General features: G+C 71.2%; 23 protein-coding genes. 12 read left to right on the plus strand and 11 right to left on the minus strand.

The window, feature by feature from the left end:
• Positions 1 to 195: 195 nt before the first annotated feature.
• From ACSMXR_RS36245 to ACSMXR_RS36300, 12 genes are all read left to right on the plus strand, one after another.
• The gene (locus ACSMXR_RS36245; RefSeq protein ID WP_473172538.1) at positions 196 to 768 is read left to right on the plus strand and encodes a hypothetical protein; all 573 of its coding nucleotides are present in this window, start codon (positions 196 to 198) and stop codon (positions 766 to 768) included.
• Positions 762 to 1,610 (plus strand): ATP/GTP-binding protein, encoded by an 849-nt coding sequence (locus ACSMXR_RS36250; protein ID WP_473172539.1) that lies wholly within the window; start codon positions 762 to 764, stop codon positions 1,608 to 1,610. The genes ACSMXR_RS36245 and ACSMXR_RS36250 overlap by 7 nt, the downstream gene beginning before the upstream one ends.
• Before the next feature lie 99 nt (positions 1,611 to 1,709).
• Positions 1,710 to 2,423, plus strand: coding sequence for an SAF domain-containing protein (locus tag ACSMXR_RS36255; protein WP_473172540.1), 714 nt, complete (start codon positions 1,710 to 1,712; stop codon positions 2,421 to 2,423).
• Entirely contained in the window at positions 2,423 to 3,235 is an 813-nt protein-coding gene (locus tag ACSMXR_RS36260; RefSeq protein ID WP_473172541.1) for a CpaE/TadZ family protein, read from the plus strand. Before ACSMXR_RS36255 ends, ACSMXR_RS36260 begins: the two co-directional genes overlap by 1 nt.
• Positions 3,225 to 4,769 carry a CpaF family protein gene (locus ACSMXR_RS36265; RefSeq protein WP_473172542.1) on the plus strand — a complete coding sequence of 515 codons (1,545 nt, stop codon included), beginning with the start codon at positions 3,225 to 3,227 and terminating at the stop codon, positions 4,767 to 4,769. Before ACSMXR_RS36260 ends, ACSMXR_RS36265 begins: the two co-directional genes overlap by 11 nt.
• Positions 4,766 to 5,692 (plus strand): type II secretion system F family protein, encoded by a 927-nt coding sequence (locus ACSMXR_RS36270; protein WP_473172543.1) that lies wholly within the window; start codon positions 4,766 to 4,768, stop codon positions 5,690 to 5,692. Before ACSMXR_RS36265 ends, ACSMXR_RS36270 begins: the two co-directional genes overlap by 4 nt.
• On the plus strand, positions 5,689 to 6,573 hold the full coding sequence (locus ACSMXR_RS36275) for a type II secretion system F family protein (RefSeq protein WP_473172544.1): 885 nt from the start codon (positions 5,689 to 5,691) through the stop codon (positions 6,571 to 6,573). The genes ACSMXR_RS36270 and ACSMXR_RS36275 overlap by 4 nt, the downstream gene beginning before the upstream one ends.
• 32 nt (positions 6,574 to 6,605) lie before the next feature.
• Complete coding sequence (locus tag ACSMXR_RS36280) at positions 6,606 to 6,812, plus strand: hypothetical protein (protein ID WP_473172545.1); 207 nt, start codon at positions 6,606 to 6,608, stop codon at positions 6,810 to 6,812.
• Position 6,813: 1 nt separating this feature from the next.
• Positions 6,814 to 7,227 carry a TadE family protein gene (locus ACSMXR_RS36285; protein WP_473172546.1) on the plus strand — a complete coding sequence of 138 codons (414 nt, stop codon included), beginning with the start codon at positions 6,814 to 6,816 and terminating at the stop codon, positions 7,225 to 7,227.
• Positions 7,224 to 7,688, plus strand: a complete 465-nt coding sequence (locus tag ACSMXR_RS36290) for a TadE/TadG family type IV pilus assembly protein (RefSeq protein WP_473172547.1) — start codon at positions 7,224 to 7,226, stop codon at positions 7,686 to 7,688. Before ACSMXR_RS36285 ends, ACSMXR_RS36290 begins: the two co-directional genes overlap by 4 nt.
• 4 nt (positions 7,689 to 7,692) lie before the next feature.
• Entirely contained in the window at positions 7,693 to 8,136 is a 444-nt protein-coding gene (locus tag ACSMXR_RS36295) for a TadE/TadG family type IV pilus assembly protein (protein ID WP_473172548.1), read from the plus strand.
• A 108-nt stretch (positions 8,137 to 8,244) separates the two neighbouring features.
• Entirely contained in the window at positions 8,245 to 11,673 is a 3,429-nt protein-coding gene (locus ACSMXR_RS36300) for a LysM peptidoglycan-binding domain-containing protein (protein WP_473172549.1), read from the plus strand.
• A gap of 73 nt (positions 11,674 to 11,746) precedes the next feature.
• Here the strand turns inward: ACSMXR_RS36300 and ACSMXR_RS36305 are convergent, their stop codons facing one another.
• From ACSMXR_RS36305 to ACSMXR_RS36355, 11 genes are all read right to left on the minus strand, one after another.
• Positions 11,747 to 11,944 carry a hypothetical protein gene (locus ACSMXR_RS36305; protein ID WP_473172550.1) on the minus strand — a complete coding sequence of 66 codons (198 nt, stop codon included), beginning with the start codon at positions 11,942 to 11,944 and terminating at the stop codon, positions 11,747 to 11,749.
• A gap of 138 nt (positions 11,945 to 12,082) precedes the next feature.
• On the minus strand, positions 12,083 to 12,310 hold the full coding sequence (locus tag ACSMXR_RS36310; RefSeq protein ID WP_473172551.1) for a hypothetical protein: 228 nt from the start codon (positions 12,308 to 12,310) through the stop codon (positions 12,083 to 12,085).
• Entirely contained in the window at positions 12,307 to 12,855 is a 549-nt protein-coding gene (locus tag ACSMXR_RS36315; RefSeq protein WP_473172552.1) for a hypothetical protein, read from the minus strand. Before ACSMXR_RS36315 ends, ACSMXR_RS36310 begins: the two co-directional genes overlap by 4 nt.
• A 184-nt stretch (positions 12,856 to 13,039) precedes the next feature.
• Positions 13,040 to 13,723, minus strand: coding sequence for a type II toxin-antitoxin system Phd/YefM family antitoxin (locus ACSMXR_RS36320; RefSeq protein ID WP_473172553.1), 684 nt, complete (start codon positions 13,721 to 13,723; stop codon positions 13,040 to 13,042).
• Between the two features lie 312 nt (positions 13,724 to 14,035).
• The gene (locus ACSMXR_RS36325) at positions 14,036 to 14,956 is read right to left on the minus strand and encodes a hypothetical protein (RefSeq protein ID WP_473172554.1); all 921 of its coding nucleotides are present in this window, start codon (positions 14,954 to 14,956) and stop codon (positions 14,036 to 14,038) included.
• A gap of 277 nt (positions 14,957 to 15,233) precedes the next feature.
• Positions 15,234 to 16,022: a coenzyme F420-0:L-glutamate ligase gene (cofE, locus tag ACSMXR_RS36330; protein WP_473172555.1), complete on the minus strand. Its 789-nt coding sequence runs from the start codon at positions 16,020 to 16,022 to the stop codon at positions 15,234 to 15,236.
• Entirely contained in the window at positions 16,019 to 16,840 is an 822-nt protein-coding gene (locus ACSMXR_RS36335; RefSeq protein WP_473172556.1) for an SDR family oxidoreductase, read from the minus strand. The genes cofE and ACSMXR_RS36335 overlap by 4 nt, the downstream gene beginning before the upstream one ends.
• On the minus strand, positions 16,837 to 17,544 hold the full coding sequence (locus ACSMXR_RS36340; protein WP_473172557.1) for a class I SAM-dependent methyltransferase: 708 nt from the start codon (positions 17,542 to 17,544) through the stop codon (positions 16,837 to 16,839). The genes ACSMXR_RS36335 and ACSMXR_RS36340 overlap by 4 nt, the downstream gene beginning before the upstream one ends.
• Complete coding sequence (locus ACSMXR_RS36345) at positions 17,541 to 18,938, minus strand: hypothetical protein (RefSeq protein WP_473172558.1); 1,398 nt, start codon at positions 18,936 to 18,938, stop codon at positions 17,541 to 17,543. The genes ACSMXR_RS36340 and ACSMXR_RS36345 overlap by 4 nt, the downstream gene beginning before the upstream one ends.
• Positions 18,935 to 20,065 carry a cupin domain-containing protein gene (locus tag ACSMXR_RS36350; RefSeq protein ID WP_473172559.1) on the minus strand — a complete coding sequence of 377 codons (1,131 nt, stop codon included), beginning with the start codon at positions 20,063 to 20,065 and terminating at the stop codon, positions 18,935 to 18,937. Before ACSMXR_RS36350 ends, ACSMXR_RS36345 begins: the two co-directional genes overlap by 4 nt.
• A gap of 31 nt (positions 20,066 to 20,096) precedes the next feature.
• Positions 20,097 to 22,496 carry a glycosyltransferase gene (locus ACSMXR_RS36355; protein ID WP_473172560.1) on the minus strand — a complete coding sequence of 800 codons (2,400 nt, stop codon included), beginning with the start codon at positions 22,494 to 22,496 and terminating at the stop codon, positions 20,097 to 20,099.
• Positions 22,497 to 22,650: the final 154 nt, after the last annotated feature.

A 22,650-nucleotide genomic window follows, 5' to 3' on the forward strand; every position in this document is an offset into this window, starting at 1 on the left:
TGGGCTACGGGGGCATCTTTGCGTAAGGTACTGGAATAGACCGGTGGGTTTGTTTTTTGTGACGCGAAGACGCTGCTTGTGGCCCCGGATCGCCAGTCCTGGTCGGAGCACGTCACGGCATATGCACGGGGAGGCGCGGTGTCACTGTCAGCGCAACGCGGTCGGGTGAGGTTTCGCGAACGGAACCGGGGCCGTGTGCTTGTTGCCCTGGCGGCCGTAGCGACGCTCTCGGCGGCCACCGCGTGTTCCACCGACGATCCGGCGGATGAGAAGCCCGCGCCGAGCGCACCGGCCTCAGCCGCTGAGAAACCGACTCCCACGCCGACGGCGACGAAGTCGGAAAGCCCGGGCGAAGCCGCCCACGCCGAGGCCATCGCCGTCTACCAGGCGTACTGGCGGGAGATGCAAGGCATCTACGCCGATACGGGGGCAAAGACCGATGGGCTGAAGCAGTACGCGGTGGCCGAGGCGCTGGTCAGCGCCAAGCAGGACATCAAGCAGATGCGCGACGCGAACCAGGTCATCACCGGGAAGGTCACGGTGGGCTCGCCGAGGGTCCTCAAGTCCGACCTCAACCGCAAGGTGCCCAACGTGTTCCTGTCCAGTTGCCTGGACATCAGAGAGTGGAACGTCCTCAACGCGGAGACGGGCAAGCCGGTTTCGCTCCCGTCAAAGCGGCTGACCAAGTACACGGTGGAGTCCACCGTGGAGAAGTGGCCCCAGGGCTGGAGGGTCGTTCGGGACCGGCCGACGGAGGAGGTGTGCTGACCCGGGGTCGCTCGCTCGGGGCGTTCGCGGCGGGCGCACTGGCCGCTCTGGCGTTGAGCGGACCGTCCCACGCGGACGAGCCGAACGTCGGGGTGGGAACGTGCGGGAAGTGGATCTGCACGGAAGTTGGAACCGGTGGCTCTTCCGGTTCCAAGGGCTCCGGGTCGCAGGCCGGCGGCGGCGAGGGTGGCGCGTCGGATGACAAGCCCAAGTGCACGTACAAGAAGGCCAACGGGTACGAGGACACCGAGAGCCAGCCCGTGCTCGGCAGCGGCCTCTGGGAGGGGCACGACCCGTCCGACGGCGGTGCGCTGTGGTACGTGACCTGCGGGGAGACCACGACACTGCAGTACTTCGGGCCCGGCGGCCCGGGGCCGGAAGCCGTGAGCCCGGCAGTCCTTGCCCAGCGGGCCCTGGACAAGATGCTTCTGCGCGGTCCAGCGATCGGGATCACGCCGAAGCCGGGCGGCACCGGCGTGGTGGGCATGCCGGTGTATCTGTGGACCGAGACGGGCGCGGAGACGTACGGGCCGAACACGGCGTCCGCTTCGGCGGGCGGGGTCACGGTGACCGCGACCGCGAAGGTCAGCAGGATCGTGTGGTCGATGGGCGACGGCAAGAAGGTCGTCTGCACCACCGCGGGGACGCCGTACAACGCGAAGTTCGGAGCGGAGCCGTCGCCGGACTGCGGGCACCAGTACACGAAGGCGTCGAAGTATCACGTGACAGCGACGTCGACCTGGGTCATCGACTGGAACGGTGGCGGGCAGAGCGGCCAGCTGACCGAGCTCCGCGACAGCGCGGTGGATATCTCCGTCGGCGAGGTCCAGGTCGTCAACTAGGTCCCCCCTGAGCATCCCCTCTTTCTGGCCCTCGGGCCCCATTCGTTCACAGGCAGGGAGCCGGATTCGGTCTGCCCGCCTGTCAGGAGGCAGCAGATCGTGAGTAAGAGCAGCACCATCGCCCCCGGACCGGCCGCGCAGGTGCCCGGCCAGGGCGGATCGTCCGCGAAGCCCGTGGCGGCGCCCCGGCTGGTCAGGCAGCGCCGTCGCCGCCCAGGCCTGATCGCCCTGTCGGTCGCGTTGATCGCGGCGGGCGGGTTGTCGGGCGCCGTGCTGTACGCAGCGTCCGGACAGCGCTCGGCGGTGGTCGTCGTCAGCCGGGACGTACCGGTCGGATCGCTCATCAAGAAGGAAGACCTCGCCCAGGCGTCGATCGCGCTCGATCCGGCGGTGAAGTCGGTGAAGGCTTCCCAGAGCGACAGCCTGATCGGCCAGCGGGCGGCGGTGGACCTGCGTGCGGGCAACCTCCTCTCCCCCGCCCAGGTGACGAAGGAAGTGCTCGTCGGTCCCGGAGAGCAAGTGGTGGGCGTGAGCCTGAAGCCCAACCAGCTCCTGGCGACGAAGCTGAACCTCAAGCAGCGGGTCCTGGTGGTCAGCACTCCAGATCCGGATGCTGCTGGCTCAGAAGCGCCGGCTCAGCCCGGCACCCCGAAGTCGCTGCCGGCCACGGTGGTCGCGGTTGGGGCCCCGGCCGTCGGCACCGGCAACATCGTCATCGACGTGGCGGTGCCCGCGAAGTACGGCCCGGGGCTCGCCGCCCAGGTCGCGACCGGAAACGTCGCAATCATCATCGATGCCCGGGACGGCAGCTGATGGCGGTCATCGCGCTGGCCGGAGGGCTCGGGGCCCCCGGCGTCACCACCACGGCGATGGCGTTGCTGCTGACGTGGCCGCTGGAGACGGGGCACCGGGTCGTGCTGGCCGAGTGCGACCCGGACGGCGGAGCGATCCTGCCCGGTGCGCTCCAGGGGACGATCGGCAACACCCACGGGCTTCGGAACCTCGCCGTCGCAGGGCGGCAGAACCAGCTCGCTGAGGCGTTCTGGCGGCAGCTCGTCGACGTGACCGACGCGGGAAGCCGCGACCGGCTGGTGCTGCCCGGGCTGTACGACCCCGCGCACGCGTCGTCCATGGGCGCGGTGTGGGATCAACTGGCGCACCTGTTCGCCGGGGTCGAGAAGCATCAGCACGACATCCTGGTGGACCTGGGCCGGCGCGGGGCAGTCGGCCCGTCGTCGGTACTCGCCCAGCGGGCGGACCTGGTGCTGCTGGTGGCCCGGAACACACTGCGGGGCCTGCAGAGTGCCCAGGTGAGGCTCGACGCGATGCGGGACCAGTTCGGATCGACGACGGAGATCGGTCTCGTGCTCGTGGACCGGGGCCCGTTCGTCAGGGACGAGGTCGCCAAGCACCTGGGTGCCGACGTGGTCGCGACGATGCCGTGGCGGCCGGTCGAGGCGGAAGTCCTGTCCGACGGGGCGCCGCAGCCTCGGAAGTTCGAGACGAGCGAGCTGATGCGCGCCGCCCGCTCGGCAACCAGCCGTGTGCGGGAACTGGTCGACGTACGGCGGGCACGGCTGGCTGCGCCGGCCGGGGCCGGTCAGGGGGTGTCCCGTGCGGGCTAGTCCGTTGCATCACAATCCGCAGGTCACCCCGTTCGCGGAGCGGATCGCCGCCCCGCAGCGCGCGGCGAGTCCGGCGGCCGCGCGTTCGCAGATGCACCGTTCGGCGGGGCCGGGTTCCGTTCCCGGCCCGGGCTCGCTGCCGGATCAGGGCGTGGGGGTGCAGCCGGTCGTCGACTACGCGGCTGTCCGGCTGATCAAGCGGGAGGTCGGTGAGCGGCTGACCGCTCTGTTGCGGGCGTCGCCGGGGCTGAGTCCGGCGACGCAGGAGCAGCAGGGCCGGGCCCTGATCAACGAGCAGGTCGCGATCTGGTCGGACGCCGAGGCGGTCAAGCGGGGGACGTCGACGTCCAAGGCCGAGGACGCGGCTATCGCGCAGGCGGTGTTCGACCTCCAGTTCCGTGCCGGGCGCCTGCAGGCCCATCTGGACAACCCGGCGGTGGAGAACATCTTCATCAACGGATACAGCGATGTGTGGCTGGACTTCACCGATGGGCGGCGGGTCCAGGTCGCGCCGGTCGCGGACTCCGATGAGGAGCTACGGGAGCTGCTGCGGGACGTGGCCCGGCGTACCACGGGGCAGAGCGAGAGGAGTCTGTCGACCGCTGATCCGTTCCTCGCGCTGCGGCTGGAGGACGGATCGCGGCTTCAGGCGGTCATCGACGTCACGCCGGGGACGTACGTGACGATCCGCCGGCATAGCATGCGGCACGCGGACCTGGGCGACCTGGTGGGCCTGGGGATGATCGACCCGACGCTGGAGTCGTTCCTGCGGGCCTGCGTACGGGCCGAGAAGAACGTGATGATCGTCGGCGGCCAGGCGGCGGGCAAGACGACGCTGCTGCGGGCGCTGCTGAAGGAGATCGACCCGAACGAGCGGTTCGCGACGCTGGAGACCGAGTACGAGCTGTTCGCCCACGAGAACGGGTACCACCAGCAGGTAGTGCCGATGGAGGCCCGGCAGTCGAACGGGGAGTGGGTCGACGGTCACAGCGCGGGCGAGATCACGCTCATGGACCTGATGTACCGGGCGCTGCGGATGACGCTGGCGCGGATCGTGGTCGGTGAGGTCCGCGGCCCGGAGATCGTAGCGATGCTCCAGGCTATGACGAACGGTCAGGGCGGCAACCTGTGCACCCTGCACGCGATCGGCCCGCAGGTGGTGTTCGACCGGATCGCGGAGCTGTACCTGCTGGCCCAGGCGAACATGTCCGAGCAGCTGGCTTACCGGCAGGCCGCGAACGGGCTGCACTTCATCGTGTTCGTGAGCTCCGTCGACGAGACGAAGATCGGCGGGCACCGGCACCGGTTCGTCTCGCACGTGCTGGAAGTGACCGGGATCGGTGAGGGAGGCCGACCGGACACCAACGCGATCTTCGGGCCGCGCCCGGAGTGGAACGAGCCGCGGGCGGTGCCGTTGATGCACCCGCGGTGCATCAACGATCTGCGGCGGGCCGGGTTCGACTCCGACCTGCTCAACGCCCAGCAGGGCACCTGGTCCGGGGCGCTGCCCCTGATGGTCCAGGGGGCGTCATGAGCAGTCTGCTGCTGTGGGTGGTGTGCGGGCTCGCCGTGGCCGGCGGGATCGTCGGTCTGATCGCGGGCGTCGTCGGCACATCGGCGCCCGCCGGGCCGTCACTTGCGGCCCGGCTACGGGCCCGGCCGGGGAAGGCCGACCGTGACGCCCGGGTCCAGCGCCGCAACCGGCTGGCCGCCGGGGCGGTCGTCGGGGCGGTGCTGTGGCTGGTGACCGGGGTATTCGTCCTCGGCGTGCTGGCCGTGCTGGTCGCGGTCGGCGTTCCGTGGTTGCTCTCGCCGACCAAGGGGGCGACCGTACGGATCGGGCGGCTGGAGGCGCTGGGCGACTGGACGCAGCGGCTGGCGAATGTGCTGCGGCTGGGCCGGGGCCTGGACGAGGCGTTGAAGGTGTCGCGCAAGGGCGCGCCGGAGCCCATCGCGGAGGAGGTCGGCGATCTCGTCGACCGGCTTCAGGTGGGGTGGCGCCCAACCGATGCGCTGAGGGCGTTCGGCGACTCGCTGGACGACGTCACGTCGGACAAGGTCGTCGCCGCGCTGATTCTGTCCGCCTCCGATCGGGGCCCCGGTCTCGCGCAGGCGCTGGAGGACCTCGCGGAAGCGGTCCACGAGGAGGTCGCGAAGCGGCGGGCGATCGAGGCGGACCGGTCCAAGTCCCGCACCACCGTGCGGTGGATGACGTTCATCACGCTGGGCGTGGTCGGTGCCGGGCTGCTCGTACCGAGCTACACCGCCCCGTACGGAACGCTGCTGGGGCAGATGGTTCTCACCTTGCTGATGGCTGGGTTCGTCGGGGTTCTGGTGTGGATGCGGCAGCTCGCGGAGCACCGGCCGGTCCCCCGGTTCCTCGTCGAGGATCCCCGCTCCCGCGTGGCGCTGCCGTCACCGGCCTCCCCGGTCGAGCGTGTTGAGGAGACAGCATGATTTCCGTTGGTGCGGTCATCGCCGGGTGCACGGCCGGGGCCGGTGTCGCTCTGCTGGTGCGGGAGCTGGCCCGCCCGGTTCCGGCGCTCGGTCCGGCGTTGCAGCGGCTGAACCAGCCCGCCACCCCGGCCCCGGAGTCGCTGAGCGCGGACCGCGACGAGCGGTGGGGAGCCTGGCTGGTCGAGCACCTCCAGACGGTCCCCGGGGTGAAGATCCCCCACCGAAATCTCGCCCTGGTGGGACAGTCGCCGGGCCGGTTCCTGCTCACGAAGGTGGCCCTGGCCGGAGGCGGGCTGCTGGTCCCGCCGCTGGGCACCCTGCCCTTCCTGCTGTTCCTCGGCATGCCCATCTACCTGCCCGCCGCGGTGGGCCTGCTGTTCGGGGCGCTGCTGTGGTTCACTCCGGACCTCGCGCTGCGCGATCAGGCCAAGCGGGCGCGGGAGGAGTTCGCGCACGCCATGGCCGCCTACCTCGAACTGGTCGCGCTACGGCGGGCCGGGAACACCAGCGCCGAGCAGGCCATGGAGCAGGCCGCCCAGGTCGGGCAGGGGTGGGCGTTCCGCCGGATCCAGGACGCCCTGGCTCGCTCCCGCGTCGACAAGGTCGCCCACTGGGAGTCCCTGGAGCGCCTCACCCGCGAGCTTGACCTTCCCGTGCTGGACGACGTCGCCGCGATCATGCGGCAGTCCAGCGATGACGGAGCCTCCGTCTACATGACGCTGCGCTCCCGGTCGAAGAACCTGCGCGCGCAGCTGCTGTCCGAGCAGGCCACCGAGGCCAACGCGGACAGCGAGAAGATGACCGCCCCCGGCGCTCTCCTCGCGGTCCTGGTCATGATCCTCATCGCCTTCCCCGCCGTCATCAGCGTCCTGACGGCCTGACCTCCAACAGAGTGAAGAAGGAGAACACCATCATGCGTACAACGCTCAACCGTCTGTCGGCCCCGGTCCGGTGGATCGGCGACCGGATCGCCCAGGGCCGTGCCAGGGGCGACGACACGGGTGACGTCTCCATCACCACCGTGATCATCTGGGTCGCCACCATCACTGGAGCCCTGGTCATCGCGGGCCTTATCGGTAACCTGCTGTCGAAGTACGGCGCCCAGATCACCGGATTGTGAGGTGAGCCGTTCAACAGTTCTGGGCCGCTGGCTGTCTGCTGGCAGAGACCGGGGTGACACCAGCATCCAGATGGTGATCGTGCTCCCCCCCGTCATTCTGGCCACGCTCTTCACCGTGCAGTACTTCTTGTTCCAGCACGCGAGCTCGGCGGCGATGACCGCGGCCCGCCAGGGTGTCAATGCGGGCGGCGCTTACCAGGCGTCTTCGGGCGCGGGCGCCACCCGCGCGCAAGAGGTCGCGGGCCGGCTCGCTGGCAATACCCTGCGTAACGCATCCGCCAGTTCGGCCGGAAGTACCACGGAGACGATCAGGGTCACGGTCACCGGGACGTCGATGTCGATCCTGCCGGGGCTGCTCACGCTTCAGGTGTCGGAGACCGCGACCGGCCCCCAGGAACGATGGGTGGCGCCATGACCTCCGAAGGGCGAGCACCTTGTCGCCTTCGCCTCCGGCTCCGCCAGGACCGGGGCAGCGAAGCGATCCAGGCGGCGATCGTGACCCCGTTGTTGCTGACCTTCCTGTGCCTCGCGGTTGCTGCCGGGCGCATCGTCGATGCCGGGTGGAAGGTCGACGCCGCTGCGGAAGACGCCGCGAGAGCGGCGTCGATCGAGCGGACTCACGGGGCGGCATCGTCCGCTGCCTCACAGGCCGCAGCCCGTTCGCTCGGCGACCAGGGGGTGTCGTGCGCGTCCAGCAGCGTGTCCGTGGACGCTGGCGGACTGAGCGTGCCGGTCGGGCAGGTCGGGTACGTCACTGTGACCGTGCAGTGCACGGCGCGGTTCGATGACTTGCTGCTGCCCGGCACACCGGGGTCCAAGACGATGACGAGCACGTTCCGGTCCGTCGTCGACGCCTACCGGTCGAGGGAGGGCTGAGCGGATGCGTCACGTGATCCGTCTCCACCAGCGTATGCGGCGCGACGACGGAGGGGTGGTTCTGTTCGTCGCGATCTGCACCGTGGCGCTTCTCGGGATCATCGGACTGATCCTGGAGGGCGGCGGGAAGATGCAGGCATCCGCACGGGCCGACGCAATCGCCATGGAAGCAGCGCGGGCCGGTGGGCAGGCCATCGACCCGGCCAGCGCGGTCACCGGCGCCGGAGTCCGGGCGGACCCGGCGGCCGCCACCGCCGCCGCGTACGCCTACCTGTCCTCGGCCGGGGTCAGCGGCCGTGTCAGCGCCTCGGCGGACGGCCGGAAGCTCACCGTCACCGTCACCGACACCTACGTCACGAAGATTCTGCCCGTGGTGGGCATCGGTTCCATGAGCGTGACCGGGCACGGCACCGCGACGCTCCTGCACGGCGTGACCCAGCCCGAATAGCTCCTCACCAACCAACATCCCCACTCGAAGGGCGACTCGATGCCTTCCTCACCGCCCACCAGGCTCACCCGCCGGCCGGACCGTACGCCGCGGGGGACCGCGGGCACCGTGCTCACGCTCGTGCGGGCCGCGGGCAGCCTCGTTGTGCTGGCGGTGCTGCTGGCCGGACTGCCGCTGCTGCTGTGGTGGGGAACGGCGGCCGTCGGTCCCGACGGCATGCGCGCGTTGGGGAACCTGCTGTCGACGCAGGACTCGGGGCAGGTGTTCCTCCTTGCTCTGGCCGTGGCCGGATGGGTCAGCTGGGCGCTGTTCGCTCTGTCCGTGCTGCTGGAGATCCCGGCGCAGCTACGCGGTCGCACAGTCCCCCAGGTTCGGTTGCTGGTCGGTCAGCGCGCGGCGGCCACCCTGGTCGGAGCGGTCCTGCTCGCGCTGCCCACCGGCACCGCGCTGGCCGCCTCCGCAACCCCGGCGCAGGCCTCTCCCCCGGTCGCGGTCGCCTCCGTCCTGTCCGGCATCACCACCACGGGCGGCGCGCACGACCAGGCCCCAGCGGCTGAGGCGGTGAAGAGCACCGCCATGCACACCGTGCTGGAGGTACGCCCCGCGGAGAGCCTGTGGTCGATCGCCGAGCAGCGGCTCGGTGACGGGAACCGGTGGGAGGAGATCGCCGATCTCAACGCAGGGCACACGATGGCCGACGGCGGCGTGTTCCGCGCCGACGGCCCCATCCAGCCGGGATGGACCCTGATCCTTCCCGCCGATGCCTCGCTGGCCGAAGCAGCAACGGCCCCGGCAGCTGCCGATGGCGCGCCACAACAAGCGCACGACGGGGACGGGCTCAGCCCCCAGGGGCACCGTACGGTGGCGACCGCCGACGGCGAGGTCTACACGGTCGTACCGGGCGACAACCTCTCGGAGATCGCGCACAAGGAACTCGGGGACGCAAACGCCTACCCGTCCATCTTCGAGCTGAACAAGGGCGAAGCCCAGCCCGGCGGAGGCACGTTCACCAACCCCGACCTGCTCTACCCCGGGCAGAAGCTCGACCTGCCCGCCCAGGCCGATGCGCCCGGCGCGGGAAGGGATGCCGCCGACCGCGCTACGGACGATGCGGCAGAGCAGGACGTCGAGCCGCCGGCCGCCGGTCCCGACGAGAGCAACACGCCAAGGAACAACGAAGCAGTCCCGCCGCCCGCCTCGTCGTCGAGCCCACGCGTATCCGCTTCGCCGTCCGCGACTGCGGAGGTCAAGAAGCCGGATGCTGCGGACTCGGGCGGTGCCGCTGCGAAGCCGGACCGCGACGACGCCGACTCGTCCACGCCGACTCCATCCCAGCCGTCGAAGCCGCCAGCACCGGTCCAGTCGCCCGAGGCGACCTCCCCCTCAGGGCCCGCCCAGTCCGCTACGGCCGCTCCGACGGCCCAGGCGCCGGAATCCGGTGACACTACGTCGGCCTCCGGTGGTGTGCACCAGGTCGCGCTGGCAGCCGGGATCGGCGCGCTCCTGGCCGCGTCGCTGGCCGGTACGCTCGCGGTCAAGCGGATCCTTCAGCAGCGCCGCCGCCGCGCGGGCGAGACGATCGCCATCGACGCCGACCCCACCCCGCTGGAGCAGGTCCTCAACACCCAGGGCGGGCCCACCGGAGTCGCGCTCCTGGACACCGCGCTGCGCACCCTCGCGTTCCACGCCCACGCCGAGGAACGGGACCTGCCCGTCCTGCGCGGGGCCCGGCTGTCCGACCGCACCGTCGAGCTCATCCTCGACGAGGCTGCCGAGCCGATCGCGCCCTTCATCGAGGGAACCACCTCTGGGCGGTGGGTCCTCGACGCACACGCCACTCTGCTCGCCATCGAGACCACGGAGGACATCCCCGACGCCCCCTACCCGGGGCTCGTCACGCTCGGGGCGACGGAGAACGGGGACTTGCTGCTCGCTGATCTCCTGTACACCGGGACGCTGCTGCTCGACGGCACAGCCGACGACGTTCTCGCCGTCGGCAGGGCCATGGCATTGGAGGCCGGAACGTGCGGGTGGACCGACCACACCGAGATCCTGACGGTTGGTCTCGGCAGCCGCCTCGCAACACTGCTGCCCCGCGGCCGGGTCCGGCCGCTGCCCCACGTGTCCGCCGTGGTCGCGGACCTCGGCGCACTGCTCCTGGAGGTTCATCAGCAGGGCGGCGGCCCGGACATGCCCGAACCTCTGCCGTGGATCCTGGTCTGCGCCGGCGACGTTGATGCAGAACAGGCCTGGCAGCTCGCCGACGCCGTCTCGGCTGCCCGGGACCTGCCCATCGCGATCGTCCTGCCCGCCAACGAGGCAACACGTGCGGCGTTCCCCTCGGCCGAGAGCGTCGAAACCGCGCCGGGTACCCGAGTGACGCTCCCCCAGCTCGGCGACGAGCTGGTGCAGTTGCAGCGGCTGACGGACGAGCAGTACCGCCAGTACGTTCACGCCCTCCAGATCGCCGAGGAGCCGGCCGAGCCCGCCGCCGGAACCTGGCAGCTCTCCGAACCCCACGAGCAGACGGCAGCGGCTGACCGCCCGGAACCCCACCCCCTGCTACAGGTCCGGACGTCCGACGGCGAAGCCAACAGCGATCCCGGCAACCCGTTTCCCTCTATCCTCGCTTCCGTCGGCCCCCGGGCCGTGAAGGAAGAGTCCCCGGTGCCGACGGACACTCCGGGGGAGGAACCCGCCCCGGGCGAGCCGACGCAGGCCCCGGCCGTGAAGTCCGGTGACGTGGCCGAAGGCTCCGGTACCGATCCGGACGAGCCGCCGGCCGGATCGGGCGACAAGGGACCTTCGGCGCCGGAGATCTCGGTGCTGGGGCCCCTGACCGTCAGCGGCATCACCCACTCCGGGCACGGGCCGAAGGTCGCCGCGCTGGCCGCGCTTATCCACCTGCGCCCCGGCCGTACCGCTGAGTTTCTCTGCACCGCGATGGACCCGGTCACCCCGTGGTCGACCCGCACGCTGCAGACGCGGCTCTCCGAAATCCGCTCCCGCCTGGGTACCGCCTCCGACGGGCAGCCCTATCTGCCCCGTCCCAAGCACGGCTACAGCTTCCACCCTGAAGTGACCTCGGACTGGCGGCGGTTCCAGGACCTGGCCACCCGAGGCCTCGCCGACCCGAACGGCGGCACCGAGGACCTGGAGAACGCGCTCGCTCTGCTGCGGGGCAAGCCGTTCGAAGGGCGGAACTTCTCGTGGGCCGACTCGGTAGAACAGGAGATGATCTCGCGAATCGTCGACACTGCCCACACGCTGGCTGTCCGGCACACCGAAGGCAACCAGCCCGATCTGGACGCCGCCCGCCGGGCAGCCCTCCGCGGGCTGGAGATCGACGAGACCGCCGAGGTGCTCTACCGGGACTGGATGAACATCGAATGGGGCGCCGGAAACACCGCCGGAGTCCGCAAAGCAATTTCCCGGCTCCAACAGGTCGCTCGAACCTACGATATTTCCCTCGAACCCGTCACCGAGCAACTCATCAATCTCGTCCTGTCCGACCGGCCCTTCCCCGCACGGACTTGAAATCGCGACTGCGCGGGAAAGTTTCTCCGCGCAGTCGCTTCTGGTGGCCAACGATGGCCGTTGCCATCATCTTTTACGGAATCATCTCGATACGCGCCTTCAGGTATGGAAGAACCCATACGACGGTGAAGGAAATGATGCCGAGGAGCAGCATAAATCCCAGGTTGCACCAGATGATCATTCTTAGAATGTAGGACCTCTCGGCGTCAGAATACTGCTCCCCGCCAGTCGCCGAATCCCTCTGGACTGGATACCTCTTCTTCTTCATCATTGCTATCCCCCTTGCGTGAAACATTCCGGAATATCAAGAGTGCACATTTGGAGCGAGGTCATCTTGGTGCAGCGTTCTTCAGTTTGAGTAGCGGCAGGACCGAACGTCCATAGAACGGCCGCCTCGCCCGGCCGCGATCTACGGCGTGCTGTTCGCGGGCTGGGTTGCGAACAGCGGCAGCCGTAGGAGTCCAGGAGGTCGCGTGAGGCCGTGTCCGCCGGGGTGAGCGGTCGGCGGCCCGCTGCCGTTCAGCATGTGCGCCTTCGCGGTGACGCCGAAGGCCGTCGTCATCATGACGGTCGCGCTGTTCCACGCGAGCAGCGGCGGAGCGTCCCCCGGAGGCTCGGAGCGGTTCACCGCGGTCATCGGCGCTTCCGGAACGGGTCGGCGATGTCGCCGCGCAGGACGCCGTGCAGGAGCTGGGCGATCTCGCGGATGCCGTCGGGGGTGTCGGGGGCGTGGATGGTGTGGACCGTCGTGCGGGCGGCGTTGACCATCAGGTGCCAGCCGCTGTCGGAGTAGAGCGCGATGGTCAGGCCGCCGTTCGTTCCCCAGGTGGGGCCGCCGGGCAGTGGGGCCACGCTCGTGCCCATCCGGATCTGGGCGGGCACGATCTCCAGGCCCTCAGCGGTCAGTGCCGTGTTCAGGTCGCGCACGAGCTGGTGCAGCTCGGCGGACGTCCGCTCGGCGGCGGGGCGGCTGTACTTCCGCGCGACCGCCTCGGCGGCGCTGAGCGCGAGCCACCCTCCGTCGTCGGCGGCCTTGCGGTCCAGGCCGTGCTGTTCGGCGGTGGCGAGGTATGCGTCCAGGAGGGCGGCGGCCTCAGTGACGATGCTATGGACGTACAGCCCGGTGTAGCCGTCGTAGATCCGGCGGATCAGGGCTGGCGAGTCGGTGGTAGGCGTGCTCATCGAATTCCTTTCACAGGTGGTGCAGTTGCAAGATGCGAGGACAAGCCGCCCTCGCGCGGGGGTTCACGGCGTCTACGCCGACCGGGCCCTTTGCGCGGCGATTTCTACCTCCGCCCGGAAGTAGAGCTGCCACTCGCGCTCTTGCTGGTCGACGCCGGCCGCCCCCGAGTCGACCTTGTAGTGATCAGAAGGGCCGGGATTTGCTCCGGGGGGCAATCGGCGGCTCGTCCGAGTACACGGACGCGGGCAGGTGCCACAGGCGCAGCAGAGCCTCGGCGACGGTGTCGCCTTCGCCCTGGCCGATCTCGGCGCCGTCCGGCTCCTTGGCGCGAGCGATGTACCGCTCGGGGACCGGCTCCTGGAGCACGTCGCCCTCCTCGTCGGTGGCACCGTCCTGCCCTGGATCGAATTCGAGGGTGATGGTGCCGCCGCCCCGTAGGAAGGTGTCGATCTCGACGCGCTCACCGTCCGGTGGAAGGTCGATCAGGGCGAGGGCGGCAACCAGGGCGACGACCGGGCGACGGTGCCGGGTGAGGATTTGCGGTGTTCCGTCGGGGAACTGGGTGGCGGCCAGCACCACGTCCGCGAGCTTGGCCCGGGCCGAGGTGAGCGGCCACACCGGGCACCGGGCGGGGTCGGCGACCGTGTCCAGGGGGGCGATGGCGGCCCATGCCGGGTAGCCGAGGCTCTCCGCGGTGTCCATCGCGATCAGGGTGACGGCACCGCCCTCGGCGGCGGCCACCAGCTTCCCCCAGCGGGTGCGGGCGTTCTCCACGCCGACGGCCGCGCCCCATCGCTCGACGAGTTCCTTGTACAGGGGCGGTACGCGGGCGGGACCGCTGGCGTACCGCACGGGATGCTTCTCCATGAAGAAATCGTAAGGCTCCTTACGGCAATTCCGCAAGGAGCCTTACGTTTTGGCTGGATCAGAGAGCGGATCTGTCCCGTTTCCGGCAAAGGTGAGCTGTTCCGGCCAGCGAGGTGGCCGGAACCCAGCTCCTGGACATGGCCCCCGGTTCGGGGACAGGGCGACCAATCCCCGAACGCCTTCCACGCCGGCACCGGCCGTACGCCGAGCGGCAGAGACCGACGGCCTCTGCCGGGCGCCGCCGCGCGCCGCCGACCGGCGCAGAGCGTGTTCTGGCGGTAGCCACACCGGCACCGGTGTGGCTCCGTCGAGTCAGCCGGCAAAGAGGGATGAGCCGAGCGAGATGGCGGCTGCGAGGCCCTGGTCCGTGCCTGCCGCAATCAGTTCGGGGGGCACCATACGGATGAGCCTTCGGAAGATCCTTGCACCGCGCTCTGGGTCTGCTCCCGCACCTTCCAGTTCGTCGATCTCCTGCCTGAAGTCCTCGGCGTCCTGATCCGAGAGCCCGAGGTTCGGCGTGATCTCCCGAAGCTTGACAACGAGCTCTGCGAGAGCCTGCGGTTCGATTCCCTGGTTCACGGTTTGGGTATTGCCGCCTCCCGTGGCCAGGTTGGCGTTGTGGGCACTTCCATGCACGTGATTGCTGTTGCTGCCGTAGATGACCGTTTGGGCCAGCGGCCGCTGATTTGCCATAAAGGTCCTCAGGTTCTGATTGGAGAATACGAAGTCGATACCCTCGGCGGTCGGTGCGATATGCGTGGGGGCTGGGTCTCGCTGGACTTTCAGGATTCCTTTGTCTTCGAGATAGTCAACGGCGAAATCTACTTCCCTCCAGGTCATTTCGGTGCCGCAGAACCACCAGTTCTCGTCAGCGGCGAACATCTGAAGGCTTGCCCAGTCTCCCGACGGTGTGCTCTGGTGGGCCCAGCGGGGCAGAACATTATGTAGGTGCTGTTCACGCGCGGCCCGGGATTGCGATCTCTGCCGCAGGTGACTAGCCCTTTCTACGCCGCTCGGCGTGAGACGGATGAGGGGCGAACGGCCGTTGGCCTGGTTGACCGCGCGCTGCGCCCACCGGCGTGCAATCAGCCCCGAGACGATCGCGTTCTCCTCGGCTGGTTCCAGCTGGGCGGTGCGCAGGACCTGCCGCGCATCCACAATCCCTTGAAGGTCGTCTCCGAGAGCGTCTAAGGCGCGAAGGAGAAACTGCTCGGCGTTCCGTTCACTCGTCATAGTTGTTCATCGTAAATCCGGGAATCGGGGCGGTGATCTGATCGGCCATCAGCATGGTCATCGGCGGGCCCGTACTCCCTCGACCAGGTTCTGGGTCCGGCCTGATCGCTGCCGGTTTCGATACGGTCCACGATGCTGGCGATCGTGGTGTGGCCGGCGAGCCCTCCACCTCCTGCTCCAGCATGGTCAGCCGCCCGCCGCGCCGGAGGGGCCCCGCACCGGGTTCCGATGCGGGGCCCCTCCGGCTGTGCTGCTTCTGGGGGCCAGCTGGTTAGGGTCAGGACCGGTTCCCGGCAACGTCGCCCTGGGGAAGGGGCGGCGGTACGAGAAGGGTTCGGATGGTGGCGTTCTCGTCCGGGGTGTAGGGGGCTCCGCGGAGGAGGATGACGGGCCGGGCGGCGCTGGACTGTCCCATGAGGGCGGAGGCGGCTCCGGCGAGTTCGTCGACGCGGTTGAGGTCTCCCCACATCGGGTTGCCGTACAGGTCGACGTCGTCGGCGGTCGGCTTCTCGACCGCGGCGATGCCGGCGAGCCCGATCGCGGCTCCGGCCGAGCCTTCCCGGTGGGGGTTGCCGTGGCTGTCGGACACGATGACCGCGACGGTGGCGCCGGTCAGCTCGCGGACACGGGTGCGGATCCGGCGGGCCGAGGCGTCGGGGTCGACGGGCAGCAGGCACGCCCACCCCTCGGCGAAGACCCCCGCGTTGGAGGAGTCGACCCCACCGGAGGTGTCGACCAGGCCGCGCTTGTCGAGCGTGACGACGTGGCGTCCGATGACCTGGAGGACGGCCGTCGACTCGTCCAGGTAGAGCTGGACGAGCCGTGGGTCACGCCCGATCCGTTCGGCCAGCTCCCGGGCGCGGTCGCCGGGGGTGACGGTGTCCAGGCGGACGACGCGGTCTTCGGCCTTGGAGACGACTTTCTGCGCGACGACCAGCACGTCGCCGTCGGTCAGGGTGTGTCCGTCCTCGCCGAGTGCCTTGACGATGAGGGCGCCCAGGTCGTCACCGGCGGTGATGCGGGGGATGCCGGGGAGGGCTCGCAGGGTCATGTCCCAGCCGCTCAACGTGTGCCTCCTGAAACGTGGTTGGGAGGGTGCTTCTGTCCAGTATGACCGTGATCGCGGGGCTCTGGTGCACCTTCTGGTTCTGCGGGCGGGCGTTCAACGGCGGCGGGACGGAGCTGGACGGTCAGGCCGCCGTCCAGGGTGAGGGTGTGCCCGGTGGCGGTGTCGAAATGGGGGCTGCCGAACGCGGCAACGGCCTGCGTCACGTCGTCCAGGTCCGCGTACGTGCCGCGCGGTACGAGGTCGACGAGGGCGGAGCTGCGCTCGCCGTCGGCGGCCGTCGTCGCGGACTGCGCGATCGGGCCGAGGGCGACGGCCCGTACGGCGAGGTGATTGCCGAATTCCAGGGTGAAGGCGCGGGCGAGGGATTCGGTTGCGGCCTTGGCGGCGTCGTAGCCGACGAGGTAGCGGTGGGCGCGGGCCGCGCCGACGGAGCTGAGCAGTACGGCGGCCGCGGGCGTGTGTGCCTGGCGGGTGGCCAGGGCGAAGGCGCGCAGCGCGGTGTAGGTGGTGGTGAGGTTGGCGGCGACGGTGCGGGCGAAGTCGCCGGTGGGTGTGTCGGTGATCCGGGCGAGGCCGGGTACGTGGCCGGCGGCGTGGTAGAGCTCGGCGCGGTCGTGGCCGTGCAGTTGCTCGGTGAGGAGGTGGGCGAAGTCCGGGCTGGTGATGTCGGCCAGGACCACGGCGGGGTGGTGCGGGGTTGTTGGGGCGGGGTGGGTGTCGAGGGCCAGGAGGGTGCCGGGGAGCTGGGCGAGGTGGCGGGTGAGGGCGGTGCCGACCATGCCGTTGGCGCCGGTGACGACGCGCAGGCAGGTCACGGTGTGCTCCGGCGCAGGGTGGCCGCGTACCAGGCGGGGCCGAAGCGCCGGATCTCGGCGAGGTGGAGTCCGGCGTTCTCGGCGGTCTTCTTCAGGGTGTCGGGGTCGAGCCATACCCAGTCAAACCAGTCGCCGGTCTGCCCGTTGTGGCGCAGGCGCAGGCGGACGTCTCCGGGGTAGCGGCCGTCGCTCGTGGCCTGGTCGACCCAGGCGCGGTGCTGGTCGGTGGTGGCGGTCCAGTCGACGCTGGAGACGATGAGCTGTCCTGCGGGGGTGAGCCACGAGGTGAGCCGGCGGAGGAAGCCGGGGACCGCGGTGAGGGTTCCGGCGATGCCGGGGCCGCCGCCGAGCGCGATGACGGTGTCCACCGGCTGCGGCGGGGTGTAGGTGTGGGCGTCCGCGACGTCGGCCCGGTTCCCGTCGGCGCGGGCCCGGGTGACCGCCGCTTCGCAGGTGTCGATGCCGTGGGCGCTGATCCCGCGGGCGGCCAGGTAGCTCAGGTGGCGGCCGGTGCAGCAGCCGATGTCCTCGGCGGTGCCGGGAGCGGCCCAGTCGAGGGCGGCGAGGTCGCCGGGGGGCCGGGCCTCGTACTGGTGGAGCCACCAGCCGAGGTCGGTGGTGCTGGTGTGGCCGTCGCTCCGCTCGATGAGCAGCGGTCCGCTGCCGGGGTGGGAGAGGGCGTTGCTGAAGATGTCGGTGCTCACAGATGTACTCCTGGGGTGCGGGTGATCCAGTGGGCGGGGACGTGGAGTTCGCCGGTGGTGATGTCGCCGGTGCCGGTGCAGGTCAGCTGCCGGGCCGGGGGGCCGAGCGCGGTGAAGACGCGCAACTGGCCGACGTTGGCGGGCTTCACGGCGACGGTGGAGCCCGGGGCGGTTGCGGTGGTGCAGCAGACGCCCATCACGGCCAGGTGGATGGCGTCGTACCCGGTGAGTGCTCCCCTGCGGCGTGCGGAGCGGGGCCCGGCGGCGGTGCGGAGCGCGCGGTGGGTGAGGGTGCCGAGCGCGGTTTCGATCCGGTCGGGGAGGTCGGGCAGGTCGGTCAGGAACCGCACCTGCCCGCGGTGGTCGGCGGCCAGGCGCTGGTAGCGGGCGCGGGCTTCGCCGGCCGGGTAGGTGCGGTAGCTGAAGCGGGGGGTGAGGTCGTCGATGACGAGGGTCACCGGACCGGCCAGGGCGGCGGCCGCGATGAGCCGTCGGGTGCTGTCGGAGACGGCGGGGGCGCCGAACAGGGGGACGCTGACCGGGCTGCCGAGGGGGTGGTCGTCCGCGCGGATGCGCAGCGGCTCGGCGGGGGCGGCGATGGTGTAGTGGCCGGTGAGCTGTTCGCGCCGCAGGCGGTGCCACAGCGGCCCGGTCCGGCGGCCCAGCGCGGCGACGTACGCCTGCCGGTCCTGGGAGGGGTCGGCCGCGCCGGTCAGGGCGAGGGTGAAGGCGCTGGACCAGAGCGCGTCGGAGCCCGCCGGGGGCTTCTTCGCCTCGGGCGGCGGATCGGCGAAGGGGTCGCCCCGGTCGTGCAGTCGGCTGAGCGGAGCGATCAGGGGCAGGGTGTGGAGGTTGCGGCCGGGGACCAGACCGTCGGTGAGGAAGACGCCGGTGGCTCCCAGGGCGTCGGCGGCGGCCGCCGTGAGCAGGTCGGGGACGTCGACGGACCGGCGGGTGCAGCCCATGGTGCAGGCCCGGGCCACCAGGTGCGCGGCGCCGGCCAGTTCGCTGACGTCGCCGCCCGCGGCGACGGGCAGGCCGTGGGCGGCGAACACCTCGGCGATGCGCCGCACGAGTTCCCCGGCCTTCGGATCGGAGCCGTGGCGGGAGGTCGGCACGGACACCAGCAGGACCCGGCCGCCGCCGCGTTCGGCCTCGCACGCGGCGTCGATGAGGTGGTGGAAGGCGGCCGTGGTGATCTGGGGCCGCTTGTTGTAGAGCAGCGGGAAGAGGACCACCGCGTCGGCGGGGCGGGTGCGGTCCCACGCGGTGGGCCAGAGGGAGGCCGAGGTGGGCAGCAGTTGGCGCAGGGACGCGCTGTCGTCGGCTCTCGGGTCCAGCCAGGTCGACGAGGCCCGGTCGAGTTCGTCGACCAGGGCGGCCAGGTCCGTCATACGTACCCCCGCCAGCGCGGCGTGATCCGCCATTCGGTGACGCCCGGCAGCGAGGGGGCCATGACGGTGAGGGTGCGGTCCAGGACCTCCCGCACGTACGCGGGGTCGTGCAGGATCTTGAGGCCTTCGCGCTGTCGGCGGGCGGCCTCGGCGCGGCGCTCGGCGGGACCGGCCGTCCACCACTGGCGGTCCGGGGAGTCGGGGTCGAGGCGCAGCGCGCTGTAGAAGTTGGGCAGGCCCAGCCACTGGGCGTGGACCACGCCGGGCGACAGCGGCACCGGCACGTCGCCGCGTACGGCCTCCAGCGCCTGGAGGGCCTTGTGCGCCAGGGCGACGTCTGCGGCGGATTCGACGACGAGGAGCACGTCGAGGTCCGAGGACGAGCACGGCGGCTTGACCGAGAGCGGGGACTGGCTGCCCTCCACGTAGAGCGGCAGCATGCCGCCGACCGCGTGGTGGAGCCGGTCGGCGAGCGCGGTGTCCAGGACGCGGGGCACCGGGGCGACGGTTTCTACGTACTCGAAGGGGCCCAGGCGCCGGACCCGGTAGCTTCCCGGGTCGCCGGTCAGGGTCGCGTCGAACTGGGTGAAGTCCTGCGGCCACATCCGGGTCGCGTCCGGGTCGAGGCGGAACATCGCCTCGGCGCAGCGCAGCAGGGCGGCGTCGTCCGGCTCCGGGGCGACGGCCGCCGCCGTGGCGGCGGTGTCCGCACGGAACCCGGCGGCGGCGAGCTCGGCGTGCTCGGTGGCCGAGGCGCCGATGCGCTCGGCCTCGGCGACGAACGCGTTGACGGTGACGTACACGCAGCCCTCGGTGCCGGGGGCGGCGACGGTGTGGTGCCAGCCGGTCGGCACGAACAGGGTGTCGCCGGGCCGGCAGTGGTGCCTTCGCACGTCGCCGTTGCGGCGCAGGGTGGCCGCTCCGATGCCGGAGATGAAGACGAAGGTCTGTTCCATGTCGGTGTGCACGTGCTCGGGGACGGCGCGGCCGGCGGGGACGCGGACGGTGAACGTCTCGGTGGCGAGCGCCTTTTCGCGGTGGAGGAGGAAGTCGTTGCTGTGGGTGGCGAACTCGAAGGGCTCGCCGCCGGTGTACGGGGCGTGGACCGGTTCGATCTGCTGGGACATGAGGGGGTCGTCCTTCCTGGTCTGGCGGGGGTCAGAGGATGCCGACGCGGGCGGGCGCCGTACGCCGGGGTGCGGCGAGCGGTGCGGTGCGCGGTTGCAGCCGGGCGTAGAACGCGGCCAGGTGTTCGGCGGCCTGGGGCCAGGCGGGCAGTGCGAGCGCGCTCGGCGGAACGGCCGGGGAGAACAGGGCGGTGCCGGACCACGCCTTGACGGCCTTGTGGTCGTTCCACGGGTCGACGGTCGTCCACCACCACCGGTGGGCGTTGCGGGCGTACAGGCCGGTCCCGCCGATCGGCGTGGGGCTCAGGATCCGGCGGCGGGCTTGGAGGGCGGCCACCAGTACGCCGGAGGAGTGCAGGCGCTCGTAGGGGAGGGCGACCCACTCGACCTCGGCGAGCAGCTGCCAGAAGTCGTCGTGGTGGTCGCGGAACCCGGGCCGGTAGTCGAGGCGGGCGTCGGCGGCCGCCAGCCGGGCGAAGGCCTCATGCGTTTCGGGGGTGTCCGGTTCTCCGGCGATCAAGAGCCGTGCGGCCGGGGGCGCCCCGTCGAGGAACGCCCGGGCGAAGGGCAGGGTCCGCTTGTAGTCGCGCAGCCTGCCGAAGCACCCCACCGACAGCGGGCCGGGCCGCCGCCGGCCCGGGGCGGAAGCGGGCGGGCCGGGCATCAGCGGGTGCGGTACGTGCACGCAGGCCTGCGGCAGATACGGGCGCAGGAGCCGGGCGGCCGTCTCGTGTTCGGGGGAGAAGAAGTGGGCGCCGTCGCTCAGGGCGTCGATCTGCCGGGCGTACGCGGCGAGCGGCCCGGTCGGCTCGTGCGGGGCGAGGTTGTGGACCGTCTGCACGATCAGCGCCCCGTCCTCCTTGAACCGGGTCAGGACGTCCAGCGCGGTCTGTGCCCCGTACTGGCGGGCGAGCTTCTCCGGCCAGTGCAGATGCACCACGTCCGGCCGCACCCGCTCCAGGCCGGGCAACTCGGTTGGCCCCGTGGGGGTTTGCGGGTTGTCCCGGCACAGCCCCGGCCGCAGCACGGTGAGACCGCTGCCGGCCAGGGCCCGTTCCCCGGCGGCGACGTACGGGTTCCACCCGCACTCCTCGGGCACCTGAAGCACCGACAACCCCGCGCCGACCGGCTGGCGGGGCGAGGGGGCAGGCGCGGCCGGCCGGCCGGAGGCGGTGCGCAGCGACCACGGCACGAGGGCGTGCAGAGCACCGGAGAGGTTGCTCCGGTAGTCGAAGGACCGGAGCCGTTCCTGGCCGGCGGCCCGCATCCGCGCCCGCGTACCGTCGTCGGCGGCCGCCGCGCGGGCGAGCGCGTCGGCCAGGCCCGCAACGTCGCCCGGGGCGGCGGTGAACCCGGTCACCGAATCCTGCACCTGCTCGGCGAGACCCCCGGCGGTCGTCGCGACCACCACCGCCGCCCCGGCTGCGTACGCCTCCAGCGGGATACGGCCGAACGGCTCCACCCGCGAGGGCACCACCACCATGCGCAGAGCCGGATGGGCCAGCAGCTGACGCACCTCGGCGGAGAACCGGGTCAGCAGCGTGACCGGCAGCGCGTGCTCGGCGACGTACGCGGCCAGCTCCCGCTGATGGACGGTGAGCTCGTCGCTCTCGGCGACCGCCGCGAGCACCAGGTGCTCCAACTCCTGCCCGCGCCCGCGCAGCAGCACCAGGGCCCGGAGCAGGTCCATCATCCCTTTGCGGGGCACCGCCCGCCCCATCGCGAACCAGAACCCGGACCCGGCCGCCGCGGCGGGCAGCAGTTCCCCGCCCCGGCCGGGGGTGAAGTCCCGGTCCTGCTCGGTCAGCCCGTTGACGAGGTCGACGACCGCCGCGGCGTTCACGCCGAGGTCCTCGATCAGGTGACGGCGCATCGCCTGGGAGATCGCGCCGACACGGGCTCCGGCGGCCGCCGCCCGGGCCAGGCTCTCGCGCTCCCACTCCACCCGCCGGGTGTGCTGCGGGCAGTGCAGCGCGGCGCTGGAGCGCGGCAGGACCAGCGTGTCCCAGCCCGGCCGCTGCTCCAGCTCGGCGGCGACCGACAGGAACGGCACGTCGAGGAGGAGCACCAGCCCACGCCCGAACCGCGCCCGTACGGCGGCGATCTCCGCGGCGGCCGCTCCGGTCAGGCCGTTGAAGGCCTCCAGCCCGCCGAACCGCCGTCGGCCGCCAGTGCCGTTGTTCACCGGCACGATCCGCACGGTTCGCCCGGACCGGTCCAGGGACTCCCGGACCTGCCGGTGCCACCCTGCGTCGAAGTGCTCGCTGTCCTTCTCCAGCCGGACCGGCAGGACGACCAACTCCACCTGGGGGGCCAGCACATCGTCCAGGAGCTCCAGCACCCGCCGGTTGCTGTGGCCGGCCCCGGTCCCGCAGCCGAAGAACCCGTCGTGCAGGGCCACCACGACGGCGGCCCCCGTGTCCTCTCGCATCCCGATTCCCCCTCCGTAGCGCTCGTGTTCCAGGTGGAGTGTGGGACGGGCGGGGTGAGCGGGAGCAGGGAGCGCACCCGGGGCACTTGAGAGGCGCAGGGCGTGGCGCGGAGGGGGAAGCGCGCGGGGGCGGGCCACCGGAAGCGCTACGCGG

The sequence above is a fragment of the Streptomyces sp. DSM 106670 genome (genome assembly GCF_055792845.1).